Genomic DNA, 17,291 nt, shown 5'->3' on the forward strand with positions numbered 1-17,291 from the left:
TCTTGGCAGTGTACGCGTTACGCCGTCCGCTCGCGAGCGCGACGCGCGGACGCGGGACGTTTATCCTTGATGGCATACACCCACTCCGGCGGCGGCTCCCATGAATCTTTCGTCCCTGCTGGGCATGATCGGCGGCGTCGTGCTGTTCGTCAGCATCATCGCCTTCACCAGCCAGGATCTGCTGGTGTTCCTCAACCTTCCCGGCCTCGGCATCGTGCTCGGAGGTACCCTGGCAGCCACCCTGCTCAGCTACCCCCTGCACGAGCTGGTACGGGTGTTCCGTCTCGCGGCCACGGTCATCCGTGACGAACGCTACGACGTCACCCAGGACATGGAGGAGATCGTCGAGGTCTCGCGCCTGTGGTTCGCGCAGAACCTGGCCCGGGTGCAGGAACGCCTGGAGACCCTGCGCAACCCCTTCCTGAAGACCGGGGTGCAGCTGGTGATCGACGACACCCCGATGGAAGACGTGTCCGACCTGCTGCACTGGCGCCTGGCCCGCCTGCGTGCCCGCGAACTCGCCGAGGCCCAGGTCTATCGCACCATGGCCACCTACGCCCCGGCCTTCGGCATGCTGGGGACCCTCCTGGGCCTGATCAACCTGCTGCTGACCACCGACACCGACGACTTCGCGGTGATCGCGGTGAACCTCGGCATTGCCCTGATCACCACCTTCTACGGCATTCTGCTGGCCAACCTGGTGTTCCGGCCGATCGCCATCAAGCTGGAACGGCGCACCGAGGAACGGGTGGTGGTCATGACCATGGTGCTGGAGGGCATCATGCTGATGCGCAAGGGCCGCACCCCCGGCTACATCCGCGAGACCCTGCGTTCGTTCGCCGAGAACCACCACGATGAAATCCGTCAGGCACCGTCCGTCGCCGAAGACGAAGCGGAGAGCGGCGGACGCTGAACCATGGCCACCCACGGCGAGCCGCAATCGACCCCGTCTGACCGGGGATCCACTCGCGAGGGAGACCACGTCCTCCCGCGCGAGACGCTCGCAGTGGAGACCGGACGCAGCGGGGAAAGCCTGCGCGAGGACGAACACGCCTGGATCCTGACCTACCTCGACGTACTGACCCTGGTGATCGTGGTCTTCGTGATCATGCTGACCTTCGCCGAACCGCGGGACGAAAGCATCCGCGCCGCCGATGACGACCCGGTGGAGCTGGTCTATCGCGACCTCTCCAATCTGGTCGATCCGCGCCTGTTCCGGCTGTCACCCGAGGCCCCGGAAGTGCCCCCCGGGCCGGTCGAAGATCCGCCGCTGGGCGCCGATCCGCCCTCGCCCGTGGCGACCCCGGCCGACGACCCGCCGCCGGAGGCCGATCCCGAGGCAGTGCGCGACATGCGCGACCGCGCGCCGGAGGGCGTCGAGGTCATCGAACAGCCCGGCAGCATCGAGCTGCGGATCCAGGACGACATACTGTTCGCCACCGCGCAGGCCGATCTGGCCGCCGACGGGCAGGCGTTGCTGGACGACCTCCTTCCGCTGCTGGAAGAACACGAGGGTCGCGTGACCATCGAGGGCCATACGGACAACGTGCCCATCGCGACCCCGCGCTTCCCGTCGAACTGGGAACTCTCCTCGACGCGCGCCAGCGGTGTAGTGCGCTATCTCGTCGACCGCGGCATCGACCCCGGCATCCTGCAGGCGGTCGGCCACGCGGACACCCGACCGGTGGCCGACAACGACACCCCGGAAGGGCGTGCGGAGAACCGCCGCGTATCCATCGTGCTCGAAACCCCCGCCGACTCCTGAGACCCGGATCAGGCGACCTCGCCGGCGGCGTGACCGGAGGCCCAGGCCCACTGGAAATTGTGGCCCCCGAGATGCCCGGTGACATCCACCACCTCGCCGATGAAATAAAGCCCCGGGTATCCCTTTGCCTCGCAGGTGCGCGACGACAGGGCGCGGGTGTCCACGCCCCCGGCCATGACCTCCGCACGGGCATAGCCCTCGGTCCCCGACGGCGTGAACACCCAGGGCTGGAGACGACCGGCCAGCGCGGCCAGCTCGGCGTCGGAGAATCGCTCCAGCGGCCGCTCCGCCACCTCCGGATCCAGCCAGTGCCGGGCGACCCGCCGGGTGAGCCATTCGCCCAGCACCCGGAGCAGCTGGCGCTTCGGCATGTCTTCGCGCGCTGCGCGAAGCCCCTGTTCCAGGGACTCGCCGGGGAAGAAATCCACCGTCACCGATTGCCCCGGCTGCCAGTACGAGGAGACCTGCAGGATCGCCGGACCGCTCACGCCCCGGTGGGTGAACAGCACATTCTCGCGAAAGCCCGCATCGCCCGCCTCGGCCACCGCGTCCAGCGCAATGCCGGACAGCCCCTCCACCGCCGTACGTGCGTCACCGTCCAGGGTCAGCGGAACCAGCGCGGGCCGCGTCGGCTCCAGCGGGATATCCAGGCGTTGCGCCAGATCCAGGCCGAAGCCCGTCGCGCCCATCCGCGGGATCGGGTAGCCGCCGGTCGCGATCACCAGGGATTCGGCCTCGATGACCGCGGACGGCGTGCGCAGGCGCCACGGCGCTTGATCGGTGGCAACCTCCACGGGCGTGGACGTCCGCAGGGTCACCCCGGCCGTGGCGCATTCGTCCAGCAGCATGCGCACGATGTCCTTCGACGAATGGTCGCAGAACAGCTGACCGAGCTTCTTTTCGTGATACGGGATCCCGTGCGCCGCCACCAGGGCCACGAAATCCCAGGGCGTGTAGCGCGCCAGGGCCGATTTCACGAAATGCGGATTCGCGGACAGGAAGTTCTCCGGCCCGCAATCCATGTTCGTGAAGTTGCAGCGGCCGCCCCCGGACATCAGGATCTTCTTGCCGGCCCGGTCCGCGTGATCCAGAAGGACCACGCGGCGCCCGCGGGCTCCCGCTACCGCCGCGCACATCATGCCCGCGGCCCCGGCCCCGATCACCGCGACATCGAAGATTTCCGTCGTTTCATTCATGGGGCGGCATTCTACCGGAGCCGCGCGCGGGTGACCGGCGGCACGCTGCCCCTTGATTGTTCTATACTGGAAAAGGAGCACGTAGCAGGCGCCCGGCTGTAGCCATGCGCCCGACCGGGCACCGACCCGGGCCCGGCCTCCCCGCATGGACCGGCCGACGGCCAACCTCGACAGGAGCGACCCATGATCAACGGGATCGGACCCAATCCGGCCGCGATGGCCAGCCAGGCGGCGGCCGTGAATGCCAGCCAGAACACGGACCAGAACCGCGCCCCGGGGGCCCAGCAACCGGGCTCGGCCCAGGCGAACCAGGCCACGCCCGGGGCACAACAGGCCCAGCCGGGGCAGGCCGCGGCGATCGGCGCCAACCAGGGCGGAGCCGGCCCGTCGGTTCAGGCCGCCGACAACCCCTCGGCCGCGCGTGGCATCGCTCAGGTCAGCGGCACCCAGGAAACGAACGCCGCGGGCGGGGCCACGGCCGCCGGTGCCATCAACGGGCCCGAGGGCGGTAACGCCGTCAGCGCCACCGACGAGGCAAGCAGCGTCGACGGTGCTTCCGACAACGGTGACGCCCGATCCGCCGAACTCGCTGCCCGCGAAGAGGAGCAGGCGGCCGAGAACAACCTGGCCGCCACCCTGATGCCCGACGGAACCATGGACAACCGCGGCATCAACACCGCGGGTTCCACTCTGGACATCCAGGTCTGACCTCCCGGCCCAGCTGATCGCGCCCGCCCTGCCGCGGCGGGCCGCCCGCATCACCCTCCACCACCGGACGGGTGACAAACCTCATACGCGGAAGCGCCGGGTCATCTCCTGCAGCTCGCGCGCCAGGCGCATCAGTTCCGCTGCCGAATCGCTGGCCTGGCTCGCCCCCTCGGCGTTCTGCTCGGCCTCCTCGGTCACCGTGGTGACATTGCGGTTGATGGTCTCGGCGACCTGGCTCTGCTGCTCGGCCGCGCTGGCGATCTGGTCAATCATCTCGGTGATCGACTGCACCGCCTCGCGGATGTCCTCCAGCGCCGAACCGGCCTCGCCGGCCTGATCCACGGTCGCGCGTGCCCGTTCCTCGCCGGCCTGCATCACCTCCACGGCATTGCGCGTGCCCCCCTGCAGGGTCTCGACCGTGCGCCGGATCTCCTCCGTGGATTCATGCGTACGCGACGCGAGGGCCCGTACTTCGTCGGCCACCACCGCGAACCCACGTCCCGCCTCTCCGGCACGCGCGGCCTCGATCGCGGCGTTCAGCGCCAGCAGATTGGTCTGTTCGGCGATCTCCTGGATCACCTGCAGTACCTTGCCGATGCTCTCCGAATCCTGCTCGACCCGCTGGATTGCCTCCGCGGCGCGATGCACCTCGGAGGCCAGCTGCTCGATCCCGGTTACGGTCCGCTGCACCACCTCCTGGCCACTGCGCGTGGATTCCAGCGAGCGGTGCGCCGCCTCGGTCGCCGATTGCGAGTTGCGGGCCACGTCCTGGGCCGTGGCGCTCATCTCGTTCATCGAGGTGGCCACCTGCTCGATCTCCCGACGCTGACGATCCCCGCCTTCGCGCGTGCGGTCGGACACGTTCGAGACCTCTTCGGCCGCCGAAGTCAGCTGCCCGCTGGAACCGACCACTGCGCCGATCAGGGAGCGGAACTGTTCCATCACGTCGTTGAACGCCCGGGCCGCACGCCCGACCTCGTCATCGCCGTGCACGTCCAGCCGCCGGGTCAGATCGCCCCCGCCCCCGGCGATGTCACGCAACCCTTCCGTCATCTCGGCCAGGGGCCGCGTGACGAAACGCCGGATGAACAGAAAGATCGCACCCAGCAGCGGCAGGCTGACCAGGATCGCGAAGCCGAACAGCTGGATCCCGAAATTCGTCGCCCCCTCGTGCACCTCGGTCATGTCGAGACGCATGGAAGTGGCCCCGAGAACCTCGCCTTCCTCCGCGACCCCGTGACAGGTCATGCAGTTGCGCCCCAGGTAGTCGCGCTCATTGCGGATCGGCATGACCACGCGGAGCTCGTCCGTCTCGCGGTCCACGCTGACGAACGATTCGCCACCGGCGAGGACCTCGCGCTCGATTTCATCACGGGGGGCGCTTTCTTCCGTCCCCTCACCCCACTGCTCGATCACGCCGTCGCCGCGCACGGCACGGAGATCCCGCACATTGCCCATTTCCTGGATCTGTTCCATGAACTCGTGACGCTGGTCCATGGTGCCGGTGATCATCAGGGTCGTCAGTCCGGCCCAGGTCATCTCGTGCAGGCTGCCGGCAAAATGCCCGGCCTGCTCCTGTGCGGTGTCACGCTGCTCCAGCACCGCCCATCCGATCATGCCGGACCAGACGAAGACCAGGATCAGCCAGATGACGCCGAGCAGCCTCAGCCAGATGGGAAGATCGTACAGGCGACGCAGCATGCGGTACCCCGAGGTCATGGATTGCGGGCGCCCGGACTCACCGGCGCCTCCATCCGGGTTTTCGGCCGTTCGGCCCCAACCTTGAATGCCCGAAGGGAGCGCCGAACCCCCCGGCAGGCACCCCACAAACGAAAAGGCCCGCCAGCATAAAGGCCGGCGGGCCTGCAATCGAAGATGGAGGCTGGGCCCGGAATCGAACCGAGGTACGCGGATTTGCAGTCCGCTGCATCACCACTCTGCCACCCAGCCGGGGCAAGGCTTGTTCGACGGTCTTGGATGCCGCCGAAACAGAAAGCCCCGGCGGTGCCGGGGCTTCGGGAAATCGTTTGGAGCGGGAAACGAGATTCGAACTCGCGACCCCAACCTTGGCAAGGTTGTGCTCTACCAGCTGAGCTATTCCCGCCCGTCGACAAATGCGTATTCTACAGACAGCGCCGGCTTCGTCAACACCGGATCCGAAAAATTCGTTCAGGCGTCCCGGGCCGCGGCCAGCATGTACTGCACCATGGACACCAGCGTCAGCACCGCCGCCAGATACAGCAGCCATTCCCCGATCAGGAACAGCGACAGTCCCGCCACCGGCTCGGCCCACAGCAGCAGAAAGATGGCCACCATCTGGGCACTGGTCTTGAACTTGCCGATCCAGGAAACCGCCACCTTCGCGCTGGTCCCGACTTCGGCCATCCATTCCCGCAGTGCCGAGATCGCGATCTCGCGACCGATGATCACGATCGCGGCCAGCGCCAGCCCCACACCGGGGTTGTAGTCCACCACCAGCACCAGCGCGGCAGCGACGATCAGCTTGTCCGCCACCGGATCGAGAAAGGCGCCGAAGCGGCTGGTCACCGACCAGCGCCGGGCCAGATAACCGTCCAGCCAGTCGGTCACCGCAGCCAGCGCAAAGATGATGGCCGCCACGATCCCCGCCGCCGGCATCGGCAGCGCATAGAAGGCCCCGATCATCAGTGGGATCATCACGATACGCGACCAGGTCAGCCAGGTGGGGAGTCGTGGAAACATGTCGGATCAGGCCTCGTGGAACTGGTCGTAGATCGCCTGCGCCAGGCGACGATTGATGCCGGGCACCTTGGCCAGCTCGTCGACCCCCGCGCGGGAGACCCCGCGCAGCCCGCCAAAGTGCTTGAGCAACGCAGTGCGACGCTTAGGCCCCAGCCCGCGAATCGACTCGAGGGTGGACTCCTTGCGCGCCTTCGCCCGCCGCGCCCGATGACCGCTGATCGCGAAACGATGGGCCTCGTCACGGATCTGCTGAATCAGGTGCAGTGCACTCGAATGGGGCGGCAGTATAGAAGGCGCCTCCACCCCGCTCAACACCAGGGTTTCCATGCCGGGCCGGCGTTCTTCGCCCTTGGCCACCCCGACCACCCGGATGTGATCCAGCCCCAGATCGGCCAGCACGTTCAGGGCCTGGGTGACCTGCCCCTTGCCCCCGTCGATGAACAGGATGTCCGGTTCCCAGCCCTCGCCCTTTTTCAGGCGCGCGAAACGGCGACTGAGCGCCTGGTGCATCGCGGCATAGTCATCGCCCGGCTCGATCCCTTCAATGTTGAAGCGCCGGTAATCGGACTTGATCGGCCCTTCCGGCCCGAACACCACGCAGGACGCCACGGTGCCCTCGCCGCGGGTGTGCGAGATGTCGAAGCATTCCATGCGCCGCGGCGGCGCCTCCAGTTCGAGCTCTGCGGTGAGCGCATCCAGGCGCGCGGTCTGCCCGGCCTGACTGGCCAACCGGGTCTTCAGGGCCTGCTCGGCATTGCGCTGCGCCATGTCGACCCAGCGTGCGCGTTCGCCCCGCAGCGACCACGCCAGCCGCACGCGTGCCCCGCGGCGCTCGCCAAGCAGGGTTTCGAGGGCCTCGGCCCCCTCGGGTTCATGCGACAGCAGCACCTGCGGCGGGGGCTCGCGTTCGGCATAGTACTGCGCCAGCACGGCCGCCATGATCTCGTCGTGGCCGGCCGCCTCCGGCACGTCCGGGAACAGCTCGCTGTTGCCCAGGTTCTGGCCATTGCGTACGAAGAACACCTCCACCGCGAAACTCCCGCCCGACTGCGCCAGGGCGATCACGTCGGCATTGCCCTCGCCGCCGGCGACAAACTGCTGCTGCGAGATCTCGCGCAGCCGGCCGATCTGATCGCGCAGGCGCGCCGCCTTCTCGAACTCGAGTGCGGCCGAGGCGGACTCCATGCGTTCCATCAGATCACCGATCACCGCCTCGCTGTCACCCTCCAGGAAACGCACGCTGGCCTCGACGTCGCGGGCATACTCCTCCGGTGAAATATAGTCCACGCAGGGGGCGGTACAGCGACCGATCTGGTACTGCAGGCACGGCCGACTGCGATGCGCGAACACGCTGTCCTCGCACTGGCGCACCTGAAACAGCTTCTGCAGCAGTGCGAGACTTTCGCGCACCGCCCCGGCCGATGGATAGGGCCCGAAATAGCGCACGCCCTTTTTCTTCGCCCCGCGATGAAACCCCAGACGCGGATACTCGTGGCCGGAAACAAAGATATAGGGATAGCTCTTGTCATCGCGCAGCAGCACGTTGTAGCGCGGCCGGTGCTGCTTGATGAGATTGGCCTCCAGCAGCAGCGCCTCGGATTCGGTGTGCGTGACCGCGATGCGGATGTCCGCGATCTGCCGCACCATCGAACGGATGCGCGGACCGCGGTCATCCCCGCCGCGGAAATAGCTGGTGACGCGGCTGCGGAGGTTGCGGGCCTTGCCCACATAGAGCACCTTCCCGTCCACGTCCAGCATCTGGTACACGCCGGGCGAACGGGTCAGGTTCTCGAGGAAGGGTTCGGGGTCGAATCCGGTCTCTGGCGCGCTCATGGCGCTGTCAGGATACCTGTTCACGGATGCGGGCGAACAGCGTCCGGAACATCGCCGGGGTCAGGCGCCCGGTCTGGGTGTTGTAGCGCGAGCAGTGATAGGAGTCCACCAGCACGATGTCGTCATCCAGCCGGTGCTCCGCGGCGTGGGCAAACGGGTGCCGGGCAAGTGCCAGCCCGCGCGTGCGCAGCACCGCATCGTGGGCGACCTTGCCCAGCGCCAGGATCACGCGCGGACGAACCCCGGCGATCTCCGCCGCCAGGTAGCCGTTGCATTCGCGGATCTCGGCGGTGGTCGGACGGTTCTGCGGTGGCAGGCATTTCACCGCATTGGTGATGCGGCAGTCGAGCAGCATCAGGCCGTCATCGGCCCGTTCGCTCTCGGGCGCGCTGGCAAAACCGTATTCGTGCAGGGTGGCGTACAGCAGGATGCCGGCATAATCGCCGGTGAACGGCCGCCCCGTCGCGTTGGCGCCGTGCATTCCGGGGGCGAGGCCGACGATCAGCAGGCTTGCATCGGCCGGTCCGAACGACGGCACCGGAGCCGCATGGTAGCCGGGGTGCTCCGCACGCACCTCGTCGAGGAACTGTGCCAGGCGGGAACAGCGTCGACAGTCGGGGACGAACCCCCCGGGCGGTTCCGGGGATGGCGCCCCCTCCGCCGGGTTACTCACCCCGCTCCCACTCGCTGTAGGGGTGGCGCGCCAGTTCGGTGTTGTAATAGCGCGGATCGTGCGAGACCTCGTCGCCGAGCCAATCCGGACGCGGAAATTCGGCGTCCGCATCGTCGAGTTCCAGCTCGGCGACGATCAGCCCCGCATTCGCGCCGTGGAATTCGTCCACCTCGAACACCCAGCCGTGGTGATCGACCCAGTGGCGGGTCTTCTCCACCTGCGCTCCGGCAAGGGTATCCAGCATTGTGTGTGCTTCGGCTTCCGGAACCGGGTACTGGTATTCGTCGCGCTCCACACCCAGGGTCGCGCTCTTGATGTTGAGGTTGGCGGCCCCCGACTCCACCCGAACGCGGATGGACGCCCGGTCGTTGCCGCACAGGTAGCCCTGGCGCATGTAACAGGAACGGTGCGCCTGCTCGCGCCAGCCGTCCCCTGCCAGCAGGAACTTGCGTTCGATTTCGCGTCCCATGTCGGTGTTTCCCCTACATGCGGATCAGGGCCGAGCCCCAGGTGAAGCCGCCGCCGAAGGCCTCGGTCAGGATCAGGTCCCCGCGCTTGATGCGTCCGTCGCGTACCGCCGTGTCCAGCGCCAGTGGCACCGAGGCCGCCGAGGTGTTTCCGTGTCGATCCACGGTGACCACCACGTCATCCATGGACATGTTCAGCTTCTTCGCGGTGGCCTGGATGATGCGGATGTTGGCCTGATGCGGGACCAGCCAGTCCAGTTCCGACTTGTCGATCCCGTTGTGCTCCAGGGTTTCGTCGACGATCTGGTCCAGGGTATTGACCGCCACGCGGAACACCGCCCGGCCTTCCATGCGGATAAAGTCCAGATCGGGGTTGTCACCCGGCTGCGAAATCCCCCCCGGGACTTCCAGCAGGGAGCGGTGCTGGCCGTCGGCATGCAGGTGGGTGGAGATGATGCCGGGATCCGTGGACCGCGAGAGCACCACCGCGCCGGCACCATCGCCCCACAGGATGCAGTTCGAGCGGTCGGTGTAATCGGTGATGCGCGACAGCGTCTCGGCCCCCACCACCAGTACGTGCCGCGGCCCGCCGTTGCGCATGAAACGGTCGGCGGTCGCCAGGGCGTACACGAAGCCGCTGCACACCGCCTGGATGTCGAACGCCGGGCAGCCGCCGACCCCCAGCTTGGCCTGCAGGATACAGGCGGTGCTGGGGAAGATCTGGTCGGGCGTCGTGGTCGCCACCAGGATCAGGTCCAGGTCGGAGGCCTTCAGGCCGGCGGCATCCAGAGCACGCTGCGACGCCTGCAGCGCCAGATCCGAGGTCAGCTCCTCTTCCGCGGCGATGTGCCGCTCGCGGATGCCCGTGCGCTCGCGGATCCAGGCGTCGGAGGTCTCGACCATGGATTCCAGTTCCTCGTTGGTGAGGATGCGCTCGGGGAGGTAGCTCCCGGTTCCGGCAATACGGGCGTGGTTCACTCCGGCGTCTCCTGCCGCAGCAGCCGCTCCAGCTGCTTGTCGATGCGGGTCGCGATATTGGCCTCGGCCTCGATCCGCGCAATGCGGATGGCATTGGCGAAGGCCAGCGAATCCGCGCTCCCATGACTCTTGATGACGATGCCCTGCAGCCCCAGCAGCGAGGCGCCGTTATAGCGCCGGTGATCGAACCGCTGGCGCAGTCGGCGCAGCACCGGCAGTGCCATCAACCCGGCCAGACGCGAGTACAGCGAGCTGCGGAACTCGGCCTTCATGTTGCTGGTGATCATTTTCGCCACGCCTTCGCTGGTCTTAAGCGCGACGTTGCCGACGAAGCCGTCGCAGACCACCACGTCGACGTCACCGCAGTAGACATCATTGCCCTCGACAAAACCGACGTAGTTCAGTGAGGATTCCTCGAGCATGCGCCCGGCTTCGCGCACGCGGTCGTTGCCCTTGATCGCCTCCGAGCCGATGTTCAGCAGACCGACCCGCGGGCTGTCCAGGCCGTCCACGGCCTTCGCCAGCACCGAGCCCATCACCGCGAACTGATACAGGTGCTCGGCCTCGACATCGACGTTGGCGCCCAGATCCAGCATGTGGGTATGGGCGTTCATCGACGGCAGGGCGGTGGCGATCGCCGGCCGGTCAATCCCGGGCAGGGTCTTGAGCACGTAACGCGCGGTGGCCATCAGTCCACCGGTGTTGCCGGCGCTCACGCAGGCCTGGGCCTCGCCCTTGCGCACCTGGTCGATGGCGACCCGCATGGAAGAATCACGCTTCGTCCGCAGGGCGACGGCCGGCAGTTCTTCCATGCCGACCACCTGGGACGCATGGACGATCTCCACCCGATCGCGCTCGGACGCGTTCCAGTCCTCCAGTTCCGGCTCGATGACCTCCCGGTCACCGACCAGCTGAAGCCGGAAATCGCCCTGCCCCTTGAGGGCCCGTCGCGCTGCCGGAAGCACCACGGACACGCCGTGATCGCCGCCCATCACGTCCAGGGCGATGGTGTAGCTGCTGCTCATGCCGAGTACCGTTGTGGCTGCCGGAACCGGGGCTCCCCGGAAACAACGGGGCCACGAGGCCCGTCACCCCGTGGCCCCCGCATGTCCTGCAATTCAGTCTTCGTCGTCGTCGACTTCGACCGGCTGCTGCACGACCTGACGGCCGCGATAGAAACCATCCGGCGTCACGTGATGCCGGCGATGGATCTCGCCCGTGGTCGGATCGGTGGACAGGGTCGCGCCCTTGAGCCCGTCGTGGGAACGGCGCATGTCGCGCTTGGAACGGGTCTTGCGGCGTTGCTGAACGGCCATGATGAATCTCCAGATTGAAGCCAGTTGGTACGGATAGCCCGTGAAACGGGCGGCAGTATAGCGTTTCACCGCGGCGAATGCCCGCCCCGGTCCCCGCGGTCGGGTCAGGAATCGTCCCCGCGGCCGGCAAGGTCGTCCTTCAGCCCGGCCAGCACCGCAAACGGATTCTCGCGTCCCTCACCCTCGGCGAATTCGTCCGTCCGACCGGTGTTGCAGTCCTCGTGGCGCGGCACCAGCGGCCAGGCCAGCAGGACCTCCTCCTCCACCCAGTCGCGCGGGCGCAGCAGGCCCTCGGCATCCAGCTCGATGAAGTCGTCACCGGCGTCGAGGCCCTCGATGGAGCCCTCCAGCGGCACCAGCACCGCGTCCGGCGTCAGGCGAAAACGCCAGGCCATCGGCTGCAGACAGCGCTGACACTCGTGCCACAGCTCGCCCTCGATGGTCCCGGAGAGCCGCAGCTCGCCCAGCGCCCCCCGCCGGATCTCGAAGCGCGCCGCCACATGCAGCGGATGGCCCTCCAGCGACTCGGCACGCAGACGCGGCAGATCGCCGGCCACGAGCGCGTCCATGACGAACTCGCGCTGCTGGACGCGGGGCTGCTGCGGATCAAGTGAGGCGGGGACGCGGCTCATGCAAACGGGACCGTGTACAAGGGCGCGGATTATGCGCGCGCGCGAACAGGGCGTCAAACCGAAACAGAAACTTGCGAGCACCCCCCGGGCGTGTCGATACTGCGGTTTCCAGGGTCGCCCGGAGAGCGATGTTGATCCGCAAACTCCTGATCGCCAACCGCGGCGAGATCGCCGTCCGGATCATCCGCGCCTGCCGCGAGCTGGGCGTCACGCCGGTGGCCGTACATACGGACGCCGACCGCCACGCCCTGCATGTCCATCGCGCGGCGGAAGCGGTCGACCTCGGCCCCGACACCGAGTCCGGTTACCTCGACACCGCCCGCCTGGTGGAAGCCGCCCGGGCGCGGGGCTGCGACGCCGTGCATCCGGGCTACGGCTTCCTGTCGGAAAACGCCGATTTTGCCGAGGCCGTCACGCAGGCCGGCCTGATCTGGGTAGGTCCGCCGGCCGAGGTCATCCGGCGCATGGGCGACAAGGTCGCCGCGCGGGCAACCATGCAGGCGGCCGGTGTCCCGGTCACGCCCGGATCCGACGGCAACCTCGCCGATGCCGAGGAAGCCCGCGCGGTGGCCGACCGCATCGGCTACCCGGTGATGCTCAAGGCGACCAGCGGGGGCGGCGGACGCGGGATTCGCCTGTGCGAGGACGCCGCCGCGGTGGAGCGGCAGTTCGAACGCGTACGCTCGGAGGCCACGCGGGCCTTCGGCCGCACCGAGATCTTCCTCGAGAAGGCGGTGCTCAATCCACGCCACATCGAAGTCCAGATCCTCGCCGATGCCTCCGGCCGCGCCGTCCACCTGTACGAGCGCGACTGTTCCATCCAGCGGCGTCACCAGAAACTCCTGGAGATCGCCCCGTCGCCGGCCCTGACGAGCGACCAGCGGGAACACCTCGGCGCCCTGGCGGTGCGCGCCGCCGAGGCGGCGGGCTACCGCAACGCGGGGACGGTCGAGTTCCTCCTGGACCATGAAGGGTCCTTTCATTTCATGGAGATGAATACGCGTCTTCAGGTGGAACATCCGGTCACCGAAATGATCACCGGCATCGATCTGGTTCAGGCGCAGCTGCGCGTGGTGGCCGGTGAACCGCCGGGATTCACCCAGGCCGATATCCACCCGCGCGGGATGGCGATCGAATTCCGCATCAATGCCGAAGACCCGGCGAACGACTTCCGCCCCGACACGGGCCGGATCACGCGTTTCGTGCCGCCCGGGGGCCCGGGGGTGCGCACCGACAGCGCGCTGTACGACGGTTACGTGATCCCGCCGAATTTCGACTCGATGTGCGCCAAGCTGATCGTTCACGCCGATACCTGGCCCGCCCTGCTGGCCCGTTGCCAGCGTGCGCTGAACGACCTCGAACTGCGCGGCGTACACAGCACCGTGCCTTACCACCTGGCCATTCTGGACGATCCGGATTTCCGCAGCGGCCACTTCGACACCGGATTCATCGAAGCCCGACCCGGGCTGGCACACCTCCGGCCGCGGCCCGATCCGCGCCGCCGGGCGGCACTGGTGGCGGCCGCGATCGCCGCCCATCACGGCCTGCAGACATGGGCATGATGAGCCGACCATCCCTTTCCCTTCTGCCAATGGACCGCCCATGGACCGCGTTCGCCTGACCGACGTGACCCTGCGCGACGGGCACCAGTGCCTGATCGCGACCCGCCTGAGGACCGAGGACATGCTGCCGGCCTGTGCGCAGCTGGATGCCATCGGCTTCCACTCACTGGAGGTCTGGGGCGGCGCCACCTTCGACGCCTGCCTGCGCTACCTGGGCGAGGACCCGTGGGAACGGCTGCATCGCCTGAAGGCCGCCCTGCCCCGCACCCCGCTGCAGATGCTGCTGCGTGGCCAGAATCTGCTGGGCTATCGCCATTATGCCGACGACGTGGTGCGCGCCTTCGTGGAGCGCGCGGTGGCAGGCGGGATCGACATCATCCGCATCTTCGACGCGATGAACGATGCGCGAAACCTGCGGGTGGCGATCGAGGCGACCCGCGAGGCCGGGGCCCACGCCCAGGGCACGCTCTGCTACACCACCGGGCCAGTGCATGACAGCGGCCAGTTCGTGGCGCTGGCGCGCGAACTCACGGCCATGGGGGCGCAGAGCATCGCGATCAAGGACATGGCCGGACTGCTGACACCTTCGGCCACGCGCGAACTGGTCACCGAACTGGTCGACGCCCTGGACGTACCCGTGCATCTGCATGCCCACGCAACCTCGGGCCTGTCCGAGCTGTGCCACTGGGAGGCGATCCGTGCCGGCTGCCGGCACATCGAAACCGCGCTGACGCCATTCGCCGGCGGTACCAGCCACCCGCCGACCGAGAGCATGGTGGCCGCACTGGCCGGCACGGAACACGACACCGGCCTTGACCTGGAAGCGCTGCAGACCGTCGCCCGCCATTTCCACGACGTGCGGCCGAAGTACCACCGCTTCGAGAGTCGCTTCACCGGGGTGGACACCCGGGTTCAGGTCAACCAGGTGCCCGGTGGCATGGTCTCGAATCTCGCCAGCCAGCTGCGCGAACAGGGTGCCCTGGATCATTTCGACGCGGTGCTGGAGGAAGTGCCGCGGGTCCGCGAGGATCTCGGATACCCGCCGCTGGTCACCCCGACTTCTCAGATCGTGGGCACCCAGGCGGTGATGAACGTGCTCGGCGGAGAGCGCTACGCCCATGTCAGCAACGAAGTGAAGCGCTATCTCGGCGGGCACTATGGCCGGGCCCCGGGACCGGTGAATGCCGAAGTGCGGCGCCGGGCGATCGGCGACGAGCCGGTGCTGGAAGAACGGCCCGCCGATCACCTGGAACCCGAGATGGAGCGTCTCACCGCCGAGGCCGGGGATCTGGCCGAATCGCCGGAGGACGTCCTCACCTGCGCGCTGTTCCCCGAGATCGGCCGACGCTTCCTCGAGGACCGGCGTGCCGGGACCCTCGCCCCGGAACCCCTGGACCTGCCCGGCGATGACCGCCCCGGCTGCCCCGCGCCGCGGCGTTTCATCCTGCAGCTCGACGGCGAAGACCACGAGATCGAGATCCGCGGCAGCGGACCCCGCGCCGATGGCCACCGGACCCTGTTCCTCAGCGTGGACGGCCTGCCCGAAGAGGTTGGCGTGCACACCCTGGATACCCAGGTCACCGGCCCCTCCGGGACGTCCGCAGCGGAGTCGGCGGCGCCATCCGCCGGCGGCGCCGCGGGGCCGGCGGCCGGCCCCGGGGATGTCACTACTACCCTGCCCGGTACCGTGGTGGACATCCTGGTGGCCCCGGGCGACCCGGTGGAGGCCGGGCAGGCGGTGGTGGTGGTCGAGGCCATGAAGATGGAATCCGAACTCGTCGCCCCCGCCGCAGGCACCGTGACCGCAGTCCATGTGGAGCGCGGCGCCGCGGTGACCGCCGGGTGCGTGCTGGTGACGGTCGAAACCGCCGTCGCCACGGGAGACTGAGCCATGCCATCACCGGAACGCAGCGTCATCCTTGCCTCGACCTCGCCCTATCGCGCACAGCTGCTGCAGCGTCTGGCGCTGCCGTTCGGCACCGATGCCCCCACCGTGGACGAACAGCCGTACCCCGGCGAAGCACCGGCGGATCTGGTCCGCCGCCTGGCCGAAGCCAAGGCACGCGCGGTCAGCGGGCGCCACGGCGACGCCCTGATCATCGGTTCCGACCAGAACGCCGCCCATGCCGGGCGCATCCTGGGCAAACCCGGAGACGAAACAAGCGCCCGCGAGCAACTGGCAATGCTTTCGGGGGGCACGGTCACCTTCCACACCGGGCTTTGTCTGCTGGACACCGCAACCGGCGAGGCACAAGTGGAAGAGATCCCCTGCCGGGTGACCTTCCGCGATCTGGACGCCGCCGAGATCGCCGCGTACGTACGCCAGGACCAGCCGCTGGACTGCGCCGGCAGTTTCCGTTCGGAGGGTCTTGGCATCAGCCTGTTCGAACGCATTGACACCGAGGACCCCACCGCACTGGTCGGCCTGCCCCTGATCCGGCTGGCCGCCCTGCTGCGCGCGGCGGGCGTGAGCGTTCCCCCGCGTACCTGAATCCGGGACATTGGTCCGGCAGCGGTTTGCGGGTATGATTCGCGCGACTGACTGCAGCCATTGCCCGGTGATCCCCTGATGAATTCGTCGCAGGAGCTGCTCGACCATCTGAGCCGCAACAGCGCGCCCTACGAGGATCCGCTCCTGCGAGTGGAATGGGAGGCGTTGTCCCTGGACGATTTCTGGATCCCGGAGCCGGCCATCTCGCTGTACGGCACGCCGGAATACGACCGCCTGTCCGATGCGCTCAAACGGCGCCTGTCGCAATACGAATTCATCTACTTCATCAGCGGGGCCCTGTGGCTGGAGGGGCTGTTCATGGAGCGCATCGCGCGCATCTCGATGCACTCCGCCGACCGCCTCGACCGGCTCAATTACCGTCTGCACGAACTGCGCGAAGAAGCCGGTCACAGCCTGATGTTCATCGAGTTCATGCGGCGCAGCGGCCTGGAACTGCCGCTCCGGCGGTTCCCCAAGCCGCGCATGGCCACGCTGGTCGGACGCTTCGCCCCGTTCGAATCGGCGGTGTTCTGGATTGCGGTGATGATCGGCGAAGAGGTCCCCGACCGCATGAACCGGCTGATCCGCCGCCACCGCGAGACCATCAGCCCCACGGTGCACGACGTGGTCACCACGCACATGATCGACGAGGCGCGGCACATGGCCCACGCCCGGGATACGCTGGAACAGCACATGGAAACCCTGCCGAACTGGCAGAAGATGCTGTACCGGCCGCTGATGCGCCGGGTGTTCCGCCAGTTCGTGCACGCGTTCTATTACCCCACGCAGGACATCTATCAGCTGGCCGGGCTGCCCGAGGGCCCCGACTACTGCCGTGTCGCCCGCAACAACCCGCAGCGCGCCGCGTTCATCGACGACTGCGTGGATCCCGCCCTGCAGCTCCTGCGCGAACAGGGCCTGGTGCTGCACTGGCGCTGACCCGAACCGG

17 protein-coding genes and 2 tRNA genes are annotated in these 17,291 nt (G+C 67.9%); 7 read left to right on the forward strand and 12 right to left on the reverse strand.

The features are described 5' to 3' along the window. Positions 1-100: 100 nt before the first annotated feature. Positions 101-913, forward strand: a complete 813-nt coding sequence (locus F620_RS0109110; RefSeq protein ID WP_018869369.1) for a motility protein A — start codon at positions 101-103, stop codon at positions 911-913. Between the two features lie 93 nt (positions 914-1,006). Further along, entirely contained in the window at positions 1,007-1,765 is a 759-nt protein-coding gene (locus F620_RS0109115) for an OmpA family protein (RefSeq protein WP_019570324.1), read from the forward strand. An 8-nt stretch (positions 1,766-1,773) separates the two neighbouring features. On the opposite strand, the gene F620_RS0109120 is transcribed toward F620_RS0109115, so the two are convergent. After that, a complete protein-coding gene (locus F620_RS0109120) occupies positions 1,774-2,961 on the reverse strand; it encodes an NAD(P)/FAD-dependent oxidoreductase (RefSeq protein WP_019570325.1) in 1,188 nt (395 codons plus the stop codon). Positions 2,962-3,144: 183 nt separating this feature from the next. On the opposite strand from F620_RS0109120, the gene F620_RS0109125 reads away from it, so the two are divergent. Further along, positions 3,145-3,669 (forward strand): hypothetical protein, encoded by a 525-nt coding sequence (locus tag F620_RS0109125; RefSeq protein WP_019570326.1) that lies wholly within the window; start codon positions 3,145-3,147, stop codon positions 3,667-3,669. Between the two features lie 81 nt (positions 3,670-3,750). Here the strand turns inward: F620_RS0109125 and F620_RS0109130 are convergent, their stop codons facing one another. The 11 genes from F620_RS0109130 to F620_RS0109180 all read right to left on the reverse strand — a co-directional run bounded on the left by F620_RS0109130 (position 3,751) and on the right by F620_RS0109180 (position 12,289). Then, the gene (locus tag F620_RS0109130) at positions 3,751-5,370 is read right to left on the reverse strand and encodes a methyl-accepting chemotaxis protein (protein ID WP_026331388.1); all 1,620 of its coding nucleotides are present in this window, start codon (positions 5,368-5,370) and stop codon (positions 3,751-3,753) included. A 175-nt stretch (positions 5,371-5,545) separates the two neighbouring features. Beyond that, positions 5,546-5,619 (reverse strand) — tRNA-Cys (locus F620_RS0109135). Between the two features lie 78 nt (positions 5,620-5,697). Beyond that, a tRNA-Gly gene (locus tag F620_RS0109140) sits at positions 5,698-5,773 on the reverse strand. 65 nt (positions 5,774-5,838) lie between these two features. Continuing rightward, positions 5,839-6,390, reverse strand: coding sequence for a CDP-diacylglycerol--glycerol-3-phosphate 3-phosphatidyltransferase (gene pgsA / locus F620_RS0109145; RefSeq protein WP_019570328.1), 552 nt, complete (start codon positions 6,388-6,390; stop codon positions 5,839-5,841). Positions 6,391-6,396: 6 nt separating this feature from the next. Further along, the gene (uvrC, locus tag F620_RS0109150) at positions 6,397-8,223 is read right to left on the reverse strand and encodes an excinuclease ABC subunit UvrC (RefSeq protein ID WP_019570329.1); all 1,827 of its coding nucleotides are present in this window, start codon (positions 8,221-8,223) and stop codon (positions 6,397-6,399) included. A gap of 7 nt (positions 8,224-8,230) precedes the next feature. Continuing rightward, positions 8,231-8,896, reverse strand: coding sequence for a uracil-DNA glycosylase (locus F620_RS0109155; RefSeq protein WP_026331389.1), 666 nt, complete (start codon positions 8,894-8,896; stop codon positions 8,231-8,233). Beyond that, positions 8,889-9,365, reverse strand: a complete 477-nt coding sequence (locus F620_RS0109160) for a CYTH domain-containing protein (protein WP_019022017.1) — start codon at positions 9,363-9,365, stop codon at positions 8,889-8,891. The genes F620_RS0109155 and F620_RS0109160 overlap by 8 nt, the downstream gene beginning before the upstream one ends. A 13-nt stretch (positions 9,366-9,378) precedes the next feature. Next, positions 9,379-10,341, reverse strand: coding sequence for a beta-ketoacyl-ACP synthase III (locus F620_RS0109165; protein WP_019570331.1), 963 nt, complete (start codon positions 10,339-10,341; stop codon positions 9,379-9,381). Then, complete coding sequence (plsX, locus tag F620_RS0109170; protein WP_018869359.1) at positions 10,338-11,366, reverse strand: phosphate acyltransferase PlsX; 1,029 nt, start codon at positions 11,364-11,366, stop codon at positions 10,338-10,340. Before plsX ends, F620_RS0109165 begins: the two co-directional genes overlap by 4 nt. 93 nt (positions 11,367-11,459) lie before the next feature. Next, positions 11,460-11,657 (reverse strand): 50S ribosomal protein L32, encoded by a 198-nt coding sequence (gene rpmF / locus F620_RS0109175; protein WP_018869358.1) that lies wholly within the window; start codon positions 11,655-11,657, stop codon positions 11,460-11,462. 104 nt (positions 11,658-11,761) lie between these two features. Next, on the reverse strand, positions 11,762-12,289 hold the full coding sequence (locus F620_RS0109180) for a DUF177 domain-containing protein (protein ID WP_026300845.1): 528 nt from the start codon (positions 12,287-12,289) through the stop codon (positions 11,762-11,764). A 131-nt stretch (positions 12,290-12,420) separates the two neighbouring features. On the opposite strand from F620_RS0109180, the gene F620_RS0109185 reads away from it, so the two are divergent. The 4 genes from F620_RS0109185 (at position 12,421) to F620_RS0109200 (ending at position 17,281) form a co-directional block, all read left to right on the forward strand. Beyond that, positions 12,421-13,851 carry an acetyl/propionyl/methylcrotonyl-CoA carboxylase subunit alpha gene (locus tag F620_RS0109185; RefSeq protein ID WP_026331390.1) on the forward strand — a complete coding sequence of 477 codons (1,431 nt, stop codon included), beginning with the start codon at positions 12,421-12,423 and terminating at the stop codon, positions 13,849-13,851. Between the two features lie 40 nt (positions 13,852-13,891). Next, the gene (oadA, locus tag F620_RS0109190; protein ID WP_019570333.1) at positions 13,892-15,739 is read left to right on the forward strand and encodes a sodium-extruding oxaloacetate decarboxylase subunit alpha; all 1,848 of its coding nucleotides are present in this window, start codon (positions 13,892-13,894) and stop codon (positions 15,737-15,739) included. A gap of 3 nt (positions 15,740-15,742) precedes the next feature. Continuing rightward, positions 15,743-16,342, forward strand: a complete 600-nt coding sequence (locus tag F620_RS0109195) for a nucleoside triphosphate pyrophosphatase (protein ID WP_019570334.1) — start codon at positions 15,743-15,745, stop codon at positions 16,340-16,342. A gap of 78 nt (positions 16,343-16,420) precedes the next feature. Then, positions 16,421-17,281, forward strand: a complete 861-nt coding sequence (locus F620_RS0109200; protein WP_018869353.1) for a diiron oxygenase — start codon at positions 16,421-16,423, stop codon at positions 17,279-17,281. Positions 17,282-17,291 lie beyond the last annotated feature (10 nt).

The organism is Thioalkalivibrio sp. ALE11, from assembly GCF_000381205.1.
Lineage (GTDB): Bacteria > Pseudomonadota > Gammaproteobacteria > Ectothiorhodospirales > Ectothiorhodospiraceae > Thioalkalivibrio.